The sequence below is a fragment of the Acidobacteriota bacterium genome (assembly GCA_016196035.1).
Taxonomy (GTDB): domain Bacteria; phylum Acidobacteriota; class Blastocatellia; order RBC074; family RBC074; genus JACPYM01.
Genome location: JACPYM010000100.1, coordinates 1 through 14,731, shown reverse-complemented (window position 1 = coordinate 14,731; position 14,731 = coordinate 1). Strand labels below are relative to the sequence as shown.

The following is a 14,731-nucleotide window of genomic DNA, read 5'->3' as shown; positions in this document are numbered from 1 at the left end:
GGAAGAAGGTGGACGGCATACGCCCTTCTTCACGGGCTACCGGCCGCAGTTCTACTTCCGCACGACGGACGTGACGGGTGTGGCGCAACTGCCGGAAGGCGTGGAGATGGTGATGCCGGGCGACAATATCGCGATGACGATCGAGTTGATTATGCCGATTGCGATGGAGAAGGGCCTGCGGTTCGCCATTCGCGAAGGCGGCCGCACAGTCGGCGCGGGCACGATTTCGGACATCATCGAATAACCAGTAGCCTTTGATCGGCTACGACGACTGAACAAGCTATGAGAGATAACATCGTTTTGCAGTGCACTGAGTGCAAAGATCGCAACTATTTCACGACGAAGAACAAGAAGAAGACCACCGGGCGCCTCGAATTCAAAAAGTTTTGCCGCAAGTGCCGTAAGCATTCGCCGCACCGCGAGACCAAATAAGCTCGCGGCCTAAATTCTAGGTTGATTGCAGGGGTATAGTGTTAATGGTTAGCACGTCGGTCTCCAAAACCGAAAGTTCGGGTTCGAATCCTGATACCCCTGCCATTTTGCGCCCGCCAGCAATACACAGTTTGTAGGGTGGGCACGATTTTCACTGGTTTATTACTACGCGCCAGTTTTTGAGGTTTACGAAATGGCAGCATCGCGCACACAAGAAGGAGTAGCGCTGATGGAAGAAGAAAAAGAGAAGCCTGTACGGTCGGAAGGCTCAGGCGGTTTTCTTGGGAACATCCGCAACTTCTGGCACGAAGTCGTGCTGGAAATGAAAAAGGTTTCGTGGCCGTCCCAGCAGGAAGTTATCAACACGACGTTGATCTGCGTGCTGGCGATTTTCTTCTTCGCCGCCTATTTGTTTGTGGCGGACATCGGACTGACCTACCTGATTAAAGGAATCGAGTGGGTTGGCGGTAAAGTTTTCGGCTAGGCCGAGTCCCTGCCCACCGCCGTTTCTGGTGCGTGGAGCAGGATGCAATTGTTGGCCATTCAATAGCCAGTATTGAGGTCGCAGCAATTGCGGATTGCTGAATCCTATGGCGAAACAGTGGTTCATTATTCACACCTATTCAGGCTACGAGCGCAAAGTGCGTGACAGTCTGCAAACCCGCCTGCAAGCCTTCGGCATGGAAAGCGAGGTCACACAGGTGCTCATCCCCACCGAAACGGTGGTGGAGATGCGCGGTTCCAAGCGCGTCGAGAGTACGCGGATGATCTTCCCCGGTTATGTGCTGGTTGAAATCGAGTGCAACGAAAAGGGCGACATCTCGGATAACGCCTGGCACTTGATCAAGAGCACGCCGAAGGTCACCAGCTTCGTCGGCGGCCAGAAACCGACGCCGCTGACGCCCGAAGAAGTTGACCAGATTGTGCATCACGTTGCCTCGGCGGCAGAGAAGCCGAAGCCGAAGTTCAGCTTCGAACGCGGCGAGACGGTGCGCATCAACAACGGCCCGTTCACCAGCTTCACAGGCACAGTCGAAGAGGTCAATCCCGACAAGAGCATGCTCAAAGTGAGCGTGATGATCTTCGGGCGCGCAACGCCGGTCGAGTTAGGCTTCCTCGAAGTCGAGAAGATTTCGTTTTCCGAAGAAAGCTAAACATTCATTCTGATTTTTGCATAGCACAAGAGAGATATGGCTAAGAAAGTTACCGCAATGATCAAACTCCAGGTTCCCGCCGGCAAGGCGAACCCGGCGCCGCCCATTGGTACGGCGCTCGGTCCGCAGGGCGTGAACATCATGGAGTTTTGCAAACAGTTCAACGCGAAGACCGCGAACCTGGGCGACATCAAAATCCCCGTGGTTATTACCGTTTTCGCAGATCGCTCTTTTACCTTCATCACCAAAACCCCGCCCGCGGCTGACTTGTTAAAGAAAGTCGCCAAGGTCGAGAAGGGTTCGGGCAAGCCGAATCGTGAAAAGATCGGCTCAGTGACGCGCGCTCAGATCGAAGAGATCGCCAAGACCAAGATGCCCGACCTGAACACGACCAATCTCGACGCGGCGATTCGTACTATCGAAGGCACGGCCAAGAGTTTGGGGTTGGAAGTGAAGTAAGTTTGGAATGCGGACTGTAGAGTGCGGGTTCACCTCCGCACCTCTCAATCATCCTTCATTCCTAAGAGGGAGTGGCAAGCACCTCGACACGCGTTGAGTTCCTGCTTGTTACGCTAACACCTGAAAGGAAAAAATCAATGGCAGGAAAAAAATTTGCGGCGGCCTTTGCTCAAGTCGAGCAGGGGAAGCTTTATTCACTGGCTGACGCCATCGCGCTCGCCCGAAAGATCGCGTTTGCGAAATTCGATGAAACGGTCGAAGTGACGATGGTGCTCGGTGTTGATCCACGTAAGGCTGATCAATTGGTGCGTGGCACCATCGTCTTGCCGCACGGTCTGGGCAAATCCAAAAAGGTTGCCGTGATCGCAGGCACACCCGAAAAGCAGCGCGAGGCGCAAGAAGCAGGCGCTGACGAAGTTGGCGGCGAGGATTTGGTAGACAAGATCAAAGGCGGCCACCTGGATTTCGACGCCTTGATCGCGACACCGGATATGATGCGGTTGGTGGGCGCGCTCGGTAAACTACTCGGCCCACGCGGCCTGATGCCCAACCCGAAGACTGGCACGGTGACGCCCGATGTCGCCAACGCCGTCCGCGAAACCAAAGCCGGTAAGGTTGAGTTTCGCGTGGACAAGACGGGCGTGATTCACGTCCCGGTCGGCAAGGTCTCCTTTGAACCAGCCAAGATCAATGAGAACGCTAAAGCGCTGATTGACGCGGTCGTCAAGGCCAAACCGGCTTCGGCCAAAGGCCGCTACGTCAAGAAAGTCAATGTGGCGACGACGATGGGCCCAGGCGTGCTGGTAGATCCGGCGTCGGTGGGCGCTTAATTTGAAATTTGAGATAGGGTGAAATCATGAAAACCAGAAAGCAAAAAGACGAAGCGATTGCTGTGCTCAAAGAGGAATTTCAGCAAGCCAGTCACGCCCTTGTCATCAGTTTCCAGGGTGTGGCGGTCGAAAAGGATTGGGAAATGCGCAATGCCTTGCGCGCCGCTAATCTGAATTATCGCGTTATCAAGAACACCATCGGCCGCCAGGCGGTTGAGGGCACGCCACTCGAAGCGTTGAAAGACAGCTTCATTGGCATGTCGGCGATTGCCTATAGCCCGAACGATCCGGTCGGTTTGGCGAAAGTGCTGAGCAAGTTCGCCAAGGAAAGCGACAAGATCAAGTTCAAGGCTGGCGTCGTCGAAGGCCGTGCGATTGCCGTCAAAGATATTGACACGCTCGCTTCGATGCCCTCGAAGGAAGAGTTGATCAGCAAACTGATGTGGGTGCTCAACTCGGGCGCACAGCGGATTGCCACGGTCATCAACGCCGTGCCGCGCAATTTGGCGGTGGTCGTAGATCAGATTGCCAAGCAAAAGGGCGGCGGCGCGGAAGTGTAGCCCCAGCAAGAGTTTCATTTTGGAATTGCAAACAGGGCGGCTTGCGAAATTGTCAGTGTGCCCCCTGGAGTCGGTCAGCCGAGGAGTGATGCCCGGAGTTGGCTTACTTAGCGCGCTGCTCAAACAGCAGCGTTTGTTGTTAATCATCTCATCCGCAGCGGCAATCAACGATACGCGCGGGTGTTGTTTTGGAGGAATCGTAAAACAATGGCTGACATCAACGGACTGGTCGAACAAATCAAAACGCTGACGCTGCTCGAAGCGTCGGAACTCGTCAAAACTTTGGAAGAGACCTTTGGCGTCTCGGCGGCTGCGGCGACGGTCGCGGCGGCTCCGGCTGGGGCGGCGGCTCCGGCTCCGGTTGAAGAGAAGGACGAATTCACGGTCGTGCTCACGGGCGCGGGCGCGAACAAGATCAACGTCATCAAGGTCGTCCGCGAATTGACAGGCTTGGGTCTGAAAGAGGCCAAGGACTTGGTTGACGGCGCGCCGAAGCCCGTCAAAGAAGGCGTCACCAAGGATGAAGCGGAGAAGGTCAAAACCAAACTTACCGATGCTGGCGCTTCTGTCGAACTCAAGTAAGCTGCCTTTCGGCCGATTAGCGTAAATTATTTCCGTTCGGCGTCCGTCCGGTTTGAGTTGTCGTCTTGTCTTGTGGTACAAGACTGCTTCGCAAGTAAAGGACGGACGTTGGAAACGGAACAATTGACTTGCCGCTTGCGGGCTTTGGACAAGCGGTTTTCGGGCATCCCACGGGATATTGGCATCGGCAAGTTTCAAGGACATCAAATTCGGCAAAATTATAAAAACACCGCCAAACGCGGCGAGGGACTATTTGTGCCTCGCCGCCTTTTGTCGTTTCCAAAGTTCTTTCAGATCACGCAACTCATTCTGGCATGGATGATTTAAGCCAGCGGGCAATTGTTAATTACGGCTGAGCATCATCAGCTTCACAGCGCGTTTACCAACCAGCAGCGCCAACTTTGGTAGGGCACTCTTGAGCAATACCAACATTAGCATTGAAGGATACCCACAATGTCTATTGAGATCACGGCACATAACGAGACAGGCAGGAGCAGCACGAACGGCGCAAAGCCGGAGCGGTTCGACTTCTCAAAGATTCGCACGACCGTGCGGATTCCGAACCTCATCGAGGTTCAGCGTGAGAGTTACGAGCGCTTCTTGCAGATGGACTTACTGCCTAACGAGCGCGACCTCGTCGGCTTACAGGCGGTTTTCAAATCCACCTTTCCGATTTCGGATTTCCGCGATACCTCGTCGCTGGAATTCGTCGAGTTCCGCATTGGCAACTGGACGTGCAAATGCGGCCAATTGCAAGGACTGCATCACCTGCGCTCCAATTGTAAGCAGTGCGGCCAGGTGATTCGGGTCAATCCGCTTTCCAGCGATGACATCATTTGCCACTCTTGCGGTTCGTACAACAAGAATCTGGTCATCACCTGCGATAATTGCGGTGAGCCGGTGGGCTTGAAGCACAAATACGATGTGCACGAATGCCAGGAACGCGGCATGACCTACAGCGTGCCGTTGCACGTCAAGATTCGACTGACCGTCTGGGACAAGGACGAAGAAACCGCGCAGAAATCCATCCGCGACATCAAGGAAGAAGAGGTCTATTTCGGCGACCTGCCGCTGATGACGGACAACGGCACGTTCATCATCAACGGCACCGAACGCGTCATCGTTTCGCAGCTTCACCGTTCGCCTGGCGTCTTCTTTGAGAAAGCCGCCAACAACACCTATTTCCTGGCGAAGATCATTCCCTATCGTGGCTCGTGGGTTGAATTCGAATATGACGTCAAGAACCTGCTGTATGTGCGCATTGACCGTAAACGCAAGTTCCTGGCTTCGATCTTCCTGCGTGCGTTGGGCCTGAAAACGGACGAGGACATACTGCGGAAGTTTTACACCATAGACAAAGTCCGGGTGAACAAGGGCCAGCTTTTCTGGGAGGTCAGCAAGAGCCTGCTGGGAACGCGCGCGTCCTCTGACATCGCTGACGCCAAGGGCAACGTGATCGTCAAGAGCGGCAAGAAGATCACTTCGTCAGCCTTTGAAGCGCTTCAAACAGCGCATGTCAAGGAAGTCGAGGTCAAAGTTCATGACCTGGAAGGCGCCTTCACCCTCAACGATCTGGTCAACACCAGCGATGGCGAAGTCTTGGCTGAGAGCAACACCGAGTTGACCGCCGAAACCATCGCCAAGATCGTGGAAGCCGGCATTGACTCGCTTGAGATTTTCTTTCCTGAAAAGGACGACGCCGGGCCGACGTTGAGCCAGACTGTGCGCAAAGACGCGATCAAGACGCCGCAAGAGGCGCTGATTGAAATCTACCGCAAGATGCGGCCAGGTGATCCGCCCACGCTGGACACCTCAAATGCGCTTTTCCACGGGATGTTTTTCGACGCGCGCAAATTCGATTTCTCGCGTGTGGGCCGTTTGAAGTTCAACATCAAGATGGGCCGTCCCGACCGTGCGCGCCTGGACGATCCGCTGCTTTCGCCTTCGGACTTTTTCGACGTGATCGAATATGTGCTGAAGCTGAAGAAGCTGGGCCTGCGCAACGAACCCGTCACGATGGAAGACGGGCGGTTGGTTTATTACGGCGATGATGACATTGACCACCTGGGCAATCGCCGCGTGCGCGCGGTGGGCGAATTGCTGGAAAATCAATTCCGGCTCGGCCTGGTGCGTATGGAACGCGCGATCAAAGAGAAAATGTCCATCCATCAAGAGATGCAGACGGCGATGCCGCGCGACTTGATCAACGCCAAGCCGGTGACGGCAGCGGTGCGCGAGTTCTTCGGTTCGTCACAGCTCTCGCAGTTCATGGATCAGACCAATCCGCTGTCCGAGATTACGCACAAACGCCGCTTATCGGCGCTTGGGCCAGGTGGTCTGTCGCGTGAACGCGCGGGATTCGAAGTCCGTGACGTACACCCGACGCACTATGGCCGCATCTGTCCGATTGAAACGCCTGAAGGTCCGAACATCGGTTTGATCTCGTCACTCTCGTGCTTTGCGCGCATCAACGAATTCGGCTTTATCGAATCGCCGTACCGCAAGGTCGAGAACGGGCGTGTGATCGAATACATCAAGGTCATCAATCCGGGCGATACGAGCTACAAACCCGGCCAGCACATTCCGCTGGAAGAGATCGAGAAGGTCAACAAGAAACTCGGCGCTGACAAAAAGCCGGTTTCTTATGAACCCTGGCCCTTCTATCTATCAGCTTGGGAAGAGGACAAGTACCTCATCGGGCAGGCGAACATCGAACTCGACGCCACCGGTTACATCGTCGGCGAGCGCGTCAACGCGCGCAAAGCCGGCGAATTCGTCTTGGCTGTGCGCCCCGAAGTCGAATTCATGGACGTGTCGCCGAAACAACTCGTCTCGGTCGCTGCGTCACTGATTCCCTTCCTCGAAAACGACGACGCGAACCGCGCGCTGATGGGCTCGAACATGCAACGCCAGGCCGTGCCGCTGCTGCGCGCTGAAGCGCCGCTGGTCGGCACCGGCATGGAAAAAGTCACCGCCCAGGATTCGGGCGCGGTGGTCGTCGCCCGTCGCGACGGCATCGTGGACACGGTGGACAGCGAACGCATCATCATCAAAGCCGACCACAATATGGACGGCACGCTCTCGCGCGAAGTGACGGCGGACATCTACCCGCTCATCAAGTTCAAACGCTCGAACCAGAACACCTGCATCAACCAAAAGCCCATCGTGCGCAGCGGTGATCAGGTGCGCAAAGGCCAAGTCATTGCCGACGGCCCTTGCACCGAGGGCGGCGAACTCGCGCTGGGCCGCAATGTGATGGTCGCGTTTATGCCGTGGCGCGGGTACAACTTTGAGGACGCCATTCTGATTTCCGAGAAGATGGTCAAGGGCGACTACTACACTTCGATTCACATCGAAGAGTTGGAAATCGAAGCCCGTGACACCAAGCTCGGCCCCGAAGAGATCACGCGCGACATTCCGAACGTCGGCGAAGCCGCCCTGCGCGACCTCGACGAATCCGGCATCATCCGCATCGGCGCGCACGTCAAACCCGGCTCGATTCTGGTCGGCAAGGTCACGCCCAAAGGCGAGACCCAACTGACGGCGGAAGAGAAATTGTTGCGCGCGATCTTCGGCGAAAAGGCCGGCGATGTGCGCGACGCCTCGCTCAACTGCCCGCCCGGCATCGAAGGCACGGTCGTGGACGTCAAGGTCTTCACCCGCAAGGGTCAGGACAAGGACATCCGCAGCATCGCCATCGAAAGCGCCGAAGAGGAGAAGCTGCGCAAGAACCTGCACGATGAAATCCGCATCCTCGAAGAAGAGCGCAACAAACGCATCTACGAGTTGCTGGATGGCCGCAAGGTCGAAACCGACCTCGTCTATCGCAACGTCACCGTCGCGGCCAAGGGCACGAAGCTCACGCGCGAGATGCTGGAAGGCGTGGACATTCACGCGCTGAAGAAGATCGAAGTCAGTGGCGCGCGCGATGTTTCCGCCGAGATCAAAGACCTGGAACAACGCACCGAGCGTCAGATTGCGATTCTCGAACATCTCTACGAAGAGAAGATAGACAAGATCAAGAAGGGCGACGAACTCGCGCCCGGCGTGATCAAGATGGTCAAGGTCTTCGTGGCGATGAAGCGCAAACTTTCGGTCGGCGACAAGATGGCAGGCCGTCACGGCAACAAGGGCGTCATCGCCCGCGTGTTGCCTGAAGAAGACATGCCGTACTTGCCCGATGGTACGCCGGTCGAGATCGTGCTCAACCCGCTGGGTGTGCCTTCGCGTATGAACGTGGGGCAGATTCTGGAAACGCATCTGGGTTGGGCCGCCAAGGTGATGGGCTTGAGCTTTGCGACGCCCGTGTTTGACGGGACGCCGGAAAGCGAGATCAAACGCCTGTTGCGCGAGGCCAACGACAAGCTCATGAACGAAGGCGGCATGCCCACGATGGTGGATGATTCCGGCAAGACGATCTTGTATGACGGCCTGTCAGGCGATGCGTTCGAGCAGAAGGTGACCGTCGGGTACATCTATATGCTCAAACTCTCGCATCTGGTGGACGACAAGATTCACGCGCGTTCGATTGGCCCTTACAGCCTGATTACGCAACAGCCCTTGGGTGGCAAAGCGCAATTCGGCGGCCAGCGTTTCGGCGAAATGGAGGTTTGGGCGCTCGAAGCTTATGGCGCGGCGCACATCCTGCAAGAGCTGTTGACGTGCAAATCGGACGACGTGGCCGGGCGCTCGAAGATTTACGAAGCCATCGTCAAAGGCGAATCGGATTTCGAGCCGGGCCTGCCCGAATCGTTCAACGTGCTGATCCGCGAATTGCAATCGCTCTGCCTGGACGTCGAGTTGCAGCAAGAGCAGTTACAGGAAGCGTAGGGCAGATGCTGGATGTCAGATGCTGGATGCTAGGACACTTTCAAGGCCGCTCCTAGCATCTAGCATCCAACCCCTAGCATCTTTCATAGGAGAAAAGCTGTGTACAAATACGCTGGCGAAAAAACTCTAGTACCGAATTTCAAATCCATCCGCATCAGCTTGGCTTCGCCCGAAAAGATCAAAGCGTGGTCGCACGGGCACGTCACCAAGCCGGAAACCATCAATTACCGCACGTTCAAACCGGAACGCGATGGTTTGTTTTGCGCGCGCATCTTCGGCCCGGTCACCGACTGGGAATGTTTGTGCGGCAAGTACAAACGCATGAAGCATCGCGGCGTCGTCTGCGATAAGTGCGGCGTCGAAGTCACGCAGGCCAAAGTCCGCCGCGAACGCCTAGGCCACATCGAATTGGCAAGCCCGTGCTCGCACGTTTGGTTTTTCAAGGGCCTGCCCTCGCGCATCGGCCACTTGCTAGACATTCCGCTGCGCGAGTTGGAAAAGGTTCTCTACTTCGAGAATTACATCGTCATCGCCGACGCCAAAGAGATTGCCGAACTCGGCTTGCCACTGAAAGAGCGCGAGATGGTGAGCGACGAACGCTACCGCCAACTCAAGACGGAATTCCCCGGCAAGTTCAATGAAGATGTCTGCCGCATGGGTGCCGAGGCGATCAAGTACCTGTTGCAGCGCGTCGAAATTGACGAACTGGCCGAAGAGTTGCGCCACAAGATGAAGAACGAGACGAGCCAGCAGAAGAAGCTCAAGTTCTCGAAGCGGCTCAAGGTCGTGGACTCGTTCCGCAAATCGGGCAACCAGCCGAACTGGATGATCCTGGATGTGATCCCAGTTATTCCGCCCGAACTGCGCCCGTTGGTGCCGCTCGATGGCGGACGCTTTGCGACTTCGGATTTGAACGATCTCTATCGCCGCGTCATCAACCGCAACAACCGCCTGTCGAAGCTGATCGAACTCAAGGCGCCTGAAGTCATCGTGCGCAACGAAAAGCGCATGTTGCAGGAAGCCGTGGACGCGCTGTTTGACAATGGTCGCCGGGGCCGCGTGTTGCGCGGCGTCAACAATCGTCCGCTCAAATCGCTCTCCGACACGCTCAAAGGCAAACAGGGCCGCTTCCGCCAGAACCTGCTGGGCAAGCGCGTAGATTACTCTGGCCGCTCGGTCATCGTGGTCGGCCCCGAATTGAAGCTGCATCAGTGCGGCTTGCCGAAGAAGATGGCGCTCGAACTGTTCAAGCCCTTCATCTACAACCGGCTCGAAGCCGAAGGCCACGCCGCCACGATCAAGCAGGCCAAGGAACTGGTCGAAGATCAGGACGAGGTCGTGTGGGATATTCTGGAAAAGGTCATTAAAGACCATCCCGTCTTGCTCAACCGTGCGCCGACGCTGCACCGTCTGGGTATTCAAGCCTTTGAACCGGTGTTGGTCGAAGGCAAGGCGATCAAGCTGCATCCGCTGACCTGCACGGCGTTCAACGCGGATTTTGACGGCGACCAAATGGCTGTGCACGTGCCGCTCTCGCCCGAAGCGCAGATCGAAGCGAGCGTCTTGATGCTCTCTTCCAACAACATCCTGTCGCCCGCGTCGGGCCAGCCGATTGCTGTGCCGTCACAGGACATCGTGCTCGGCTGCTATTACCTGACGCGCGCGCTCGAAGGCACCAAAGGCGAAGGCCGCGCCTTCTCCAGCATGGATGAAGTGCTGCTGGCGCTCGACGCTAAAATGGTCACGACGCAATCCAAAATCCGGTTGCGTTATACAGGCCGGCTGATTGATCTCGACACCGAACGCGACAACCAGGACATCATCAAGGCCCAGGTCAAAGACGTTGATCGCACGATCAATACTTCGGTGGGCCGCGTGATTTTCAATCAAGCGTTGCCCAAAGAGATGCCTTACATCAACGGCATGCTCAAGAAGAAAGGTCTGACCTCGCTGGTCAATTACTGCTTCCTGCGCCTGGGCCACGTGATCACGGTGGAGGCGCTCGACAGTTTGAAAGCGCTCGGCTTCTATTACGCCACGCGCGCGGGTCTTTCCATCGGCATTGACGATATGGTCACGCCGCCCGACAAAAAAGCGCTGGTCAAGAGCGCCGACGACGAAGTCATCAAGGTCGAAGAGCAGTACAAAGAGGGCGTCATCACCAACGGCGAACGCTACAACAAGATCGTCGCCATCTGGTCGGAGATGACCGAAAAGGTCGCCGACGAGATGTTCAAAGAAATGGGCCGCCGCGAAAAAGAATCGGGCACCCTGAACCCGATCCTGGTGATGGCCGATTCGGGCGCGCGCGGCAACAACCAGCAGATTCGCCAGCTTGCCGGTATGCGCGGCCTGATGGCCAAGCCTTCGGGCGAAATCATCGAGACGCCCATCCGCGCCAACTTCCGCGAAGGCCTCGACGTGTTGCAGTACTTCATCTCGACACACGGCGCACGCAAAGGCTTGGCCGATACGGCGCTCAAGACGGCGGATTCAGGTTACCTGACTCGTCGCCTGGTGGACGTCGCGCAGGACGTGATCATCAGCGAACCCGATTGCGGCACGATCAAAGGCATCTGGGCTGAAGCGATTATCGAAGCCGGCGACATTGTCGAAGGCTTGCGCGAACGCATCATTGGCCGCGTGGCGCTCGAAGATGTGATTGACCCGATCAATGGCGAACTCCTGGCCAAAGCCAGTGTGGCCATTGACGAAGACACCGCGACCGAAATCCAGAACGCCGGTATCGAACGGCTGCGCATTCGCTCGGTCTTGACCTGCGAATCACGGCGCGGTTGCTGCATTCTCTGTTACGGGCGCAACCTGGGCACCGGTCAAAAGGTGGACATCGGCGAAGCCGTGGGCGTCATCGCCGCCCAATCCATCGGCGAACCCGGCACGCAGTTGACGATGCGTACCTTCCACATCGGCGGTACGGCTTCGCGCGTGGCCGAACAGTCTTCGCACGAAGCGCGCCTGCCCGGCGCCGTCAAGTACGACAACCTCAACACCGTCGTGAACCGCGAAGGCAAGATCGTGGCGATGAACCGCAACGGTTCCGTGCTGGTGGTGGACGACCGTGGCCGCGAAGTGGATCGCTTCCCGATTGCTTACGGCGCAACGATCAACTTCAAAGACCACGGCCGCGTCGAAGAGGGCCAGAAGATTGCCGAGTGGGATCCGTACACCAACGCGATTCTCACCGAAGTCGGCGGTCACGTGCATTGGCGCGACCTGCTGGAAGGTGTCACCGTGCACGAGGAAGTGGACGAAGTGACCGGTATGACGCGCCCCATCGTCATGGATTCGCCGGACGACAAACGCCAGCCCCGCATCGAGATTCGTACTGATTCGGGCAAGGTGCTCAAGTCCTACACCATGCCGATTCGCGCCAACCTGATGGTGAGCAACAACGACGTAGTCGCGCCCGGCGACGTCATCGCCAAGATTCCGCGTGAAGCCTCGCGCACCAAAGACATCGTCGGCGGTCTGCCGCGCGTTGTCGAACTGTTTGAAGCCCGCAAGCCCAAAGAGCAGGCGATCATGTCCGAGATTGATGGCACCATCAAATTCGGCAACGTCACCAAAGGTTCGCAAAAGATCAGTGTCGTCGGCGAAAACGCCGAAGAGCGCGAATACAGCGTGCCGCGCGGCACCCACATCAACGTGCAAGAAGGCGACCGCGTGCGCGCCGGCGAACCGTTGATGGATGGCCCGCTCAACCCGCACGACATCCTGGCCGTGCAAGGTATGGAAGCCCTGCAACGTTATCTGGTCAACGCGATCCAAGAGGTTTACCGCCTCCAGGGTGTGCACATCAACGACAAGCACATCGAAGTCATCGTGCGCCAGATGCTGCGCTGGGTGCGCATCAAAGACGTCGGCGACACCGAGTTCTTATTGGAAGAACAGGTTGACCGCTTCCGCTTCCAGGATGAGAACGCCCGCGTCGAAGCCGAAGACGGCCAGCAAGCCACGGCGGAACCGTTGCTGCTCGGCATCACCAAGGCTTCGCTCTCGACCGAATCGTTCATTTCCGCCGCCTCCTTCCAAGAGACGACCCGCGTGCTGACCGAAGCCGCGATTTCAGGCCGCACCGATTACCTGCGCGGTTTGAAAGAAAACGTCATCATGGGCCGCCTGATTCCGGCGGGCACCGGCATGGAGTACTACCGCAACGTCAAGGTCTTACACGACCCGACGATGCAAGACACCAAGGCCGAAGAGGTGGATGACACGCAAAGTTACATCGAACAAATGGTCGCCGCCACCGCCGGACGCGCCGTCCCGGTCGTGGAAGAAGAGTTCGATGCCGATGCGGAAGAGAACGAAGAAGACAGCTTCCTCGGTGAAGAACAGGAACTCCCTGAAATCAACGAAGAAGAATTCGCCTTCGAGATCAAGGACGACGAGATCGAATAAGGTTATCGTTCAAATCTGATTCTAAAATAGAGCCGCCGCGAGCAATCGCGGCGGCTCTATTCTTTGGGGAAAACTGGGAGAGAGCTTTCCGCCCAAACCTGAACTTGCTATCTTTGGCTTGGTTTGGCTTTGAGGCTACAATCCCCGCCAAGGAGGTAGGAAATATGTCAGTGGGGTTGTTGGAAACGATGAAGCAGCAAATCGGTGGGCTGGACAAACTGCAACAAGCGGAGCTTTCGCAATTCCTGCGTGAGCAACTGCGGCAAGCTACGGTCGAAGCTGCGCCGCCAAGCTTGCCTGTGAGCGATGCCTTTACTGCTGAGCATAGACGCCGCCAGCATGCCGAATGGCTGAAAGCACATCGCGCGGAATATGGCGGAAGGTACGTAGCGCTCGACGGTGACCGCTTGTTGGGCACGGGAAAAAATTACCCGGAAGCCGCCGCCGCCGCGCGCCAGGCTGGCGTGAGTAATGCCTATGTTGATTTTGTGTTGCCCCCGGATTACGAAGGCTATCTGGGAGAATGAAGATGGATTATCAAATGAGTTTTGCGCGGCTCATCAACTATGATCCCGGACTGCCCGGCATCACAGTTGACGTGACCATTGGTTTGGTTGGCGTCTCTCTCGCCTGCGCCGCCAAACTCGACACCGGCTCGACGAATTGCGTTTTCGAGCGGCGTCATGGAGAAAGCCTCGGACTCGACATCGAAAGCGGCGAGCGCGTGCGTACCGGCACACCCACCGGCAGCTTCATTGCCTACCGACACACCGTGACGATGACCGGGCTCGATTACGCCTTTGACGCAGGCGTTTGTTTTCCCGCGGATGAATACATCAATCGCAACGTGCTCGGCCGGTTGGGATTTCTGGATCGCTTCAGACTTGGCTTGATTGATTATGACGGCAAGCTTTATTGCAGCCGCTATGACGAGTAACCGAGACAAGCACCGTAGCCGCGTGCGCAATCGCTGCGGCTCTTTTCTTTTCTTTTGGGCCACCTGTGTTAGAGTACCCGCCCGTCAGGCCAAACGACGCAAGACAGTAACGCATCAGCCCCGACACCCTGACGAATCGCAAGCAAGAAAACCTGGCTGGGAGCGCGGACGTCACGTCCGCAAAGGAGAAAAGCGCGCAGCTTCCTTTTCCCAGCCGTGGCGCACAGAACAGCAGCGACAAAGAAGGATGCTGCGCGGCATGGGGTAGTGTCATTATTTTTGAAAAATCATACGGTAAGGTCGCTGGGATTTTGGCTTTACCGTATAACCCCTTCAATATGTAAAAGTTTCAGCCGCAGGCACTGACTCATACCGCTTCAAATCACTGATCCCATCGAATTTTGTGGGTCAGCATCTATGGCCGCCGAGCGAAGCGGCAATCAGCAAGTTGTGTAACCAATTCTGGTGATAAACAAAACCGTTCAAATCCGCAAAGGGCGAGTGACGCGTCGGGTCACGGCGGCG

Annotated in this window: 13 protein-coding genes and 1 tRNA gene; all 14 read left to right on the top strand. The window is 56.7% G+C overall.

Translation table 11 applies throughout. The annotated features are described in order from the left end of the window. The coding region (gene tuf / locus HY011_28910) for an elongation factor Tu (protein ID MBI3426968.1) at positions 1-244 on the top strand (244 nt) is incomplete at its 5' end. A 38-nt stretch (positions 245-282) separates the two neighbouring features. Continuing rightward, a complete protein-coding gene (gene rpmG, locus HY011_28905; GenBank protein ID MBI3426967.1) occupies positions 283-432 on the top strand; it encodes a 50S ribosomal protein L33 in 150 nt (49 codons plus the stop codon). A gap of 29 nt (positions 433-461) precedes the next feature. Further along, positions 462-537: transfer RNA gene (locus HY011_28900), tRNA-Trp, on the top strand. Positions 538-661: 124 nt separating this feature from the next. After that, positions 662-916, top strand: coding sequence for a preprotein translocase subunit SecE (gene secE, locus HY011_28895; GenBank protein ID MBI3426966.1), 255 nt, complete (start codon positions 662-664; stop codon positions 914-916). A 106-nt stretch (positions 917-1,022) separates the two neighbouring features. Then, on the top strand, positions 1,023-1,586 hold the full coding sequence (nusG, locus tag HY011_28890; protein MBI3426965.1) for a transcription termination/antitermination protein NusG: 564 nt from the start codon (positions 1,023-1,025) through the stop codon (positions 1,584-1,586). Between the two features lie 36 nt (positions 1,587-1,622). Next, a complete protein-coding gene (gene rplK / locus HY011_28885) occupies positions 1,623-2,045 on the top strand; it encodes a 50S ribosomal protein L11 (GenBank protein MBI3426964.1) in 423 nt (140 codons plus the stop codon). Between the two features lie 137 nt (positions 2,046-2,182). Beyond that, the gene (locus HY011_28880; GenBank protein MBI3426963.1) at positions 2,183-2,875 is read left to right on the top strand and encodes a 50S ribosomal protein L1; all 693 of its coding nucleotides are present in this window, start codon (positions 2,183-2,185) and stop codon (positions 2,873-2,875) included. Positions 2,876-2,901: 26 nt separating this feature from the next. Further along, a complete protein-coding gene (locus HY011_28875; GenBank protein MBI3426962.1) occupies positions 2,902-3,435 on the top strand; it encodes a 50S ribosomal protein L10 in 534 nt (177 codons plus the stop codon). A 207-nt stretch (positions 3,436-3,642) separates the two neighbouring features. After that, positions 3,643-4,017 (top strand): 50S ribosomal protein L7/L12, encoded by a 375-nt coding sequence (rplL, locus tag HY011_28870; GenBank protein MBI3426961.1) that lies wholly within the window; start codon positions 3,643-3,645, stop codon positions 4,015-4,017. A 108-nt stretch (positions 4,018-4,125) separates the two neighbouring features. Continuing rightward, positions 4,126-4,344, top strand: a complete 219-nt coding sequence (locus HY011_28865) for a hypothetical protein (GenBank protein ID MBI3426960.1) — start codon at positions 4,126-4,128, stop codon at positions 4,342-4,344. Positions 4,345-4,470: 126 nt separating this feature from the next. Next, positions 4,471-8,847: a DNA-directed RNA polymerase subunit beta gene (rpoB, locus tag HY011_28860; protein MBI3426959.1), complete on the top strand. Its 4,377-nt coding sequence runs from the start codon at positions 4,471-4,473 to the stop codon at positions 8,845-8,847. A gap of 99 nt (positions 8,848-8,946) precedes the next feature. Then, on the top strand, positions 8,947-13,269 hold the full coding sequence (rpoC, locus tag HY011_28855; protein MBI3426958.1) for a DNA-directed RNA polymerase subunit beta': 4,323 nt from the start codon (positions 8,947-8,949) through the stop codon (positions 13,267-13,269). A gap of 164 nt (positions 13,270-13,433) precedes the next feature. Continuing rightward, positions 13,434-13,796, top strand: a complete 363-nt coding sequence (locus tag HY011_28850; protein MBI3426957.1) for a hypothetical protein — start codon at positions 13,434-13,436, stop codon at positions 13,794-13,796. 2 nt (positions 13,797-13,798) lie between these two features. Further along, positions 13,799-14,206, top strand: a complete 408-nt coding sequence (locus HY011_28845; GenBank protein MBI3426956.1) for a hypothetical protein — start codon at positions 13,799-13,801, stop codon at positions 14,204-14,206. Positions 14,207-14,731 lie beyond the last annotated feature (525 nt).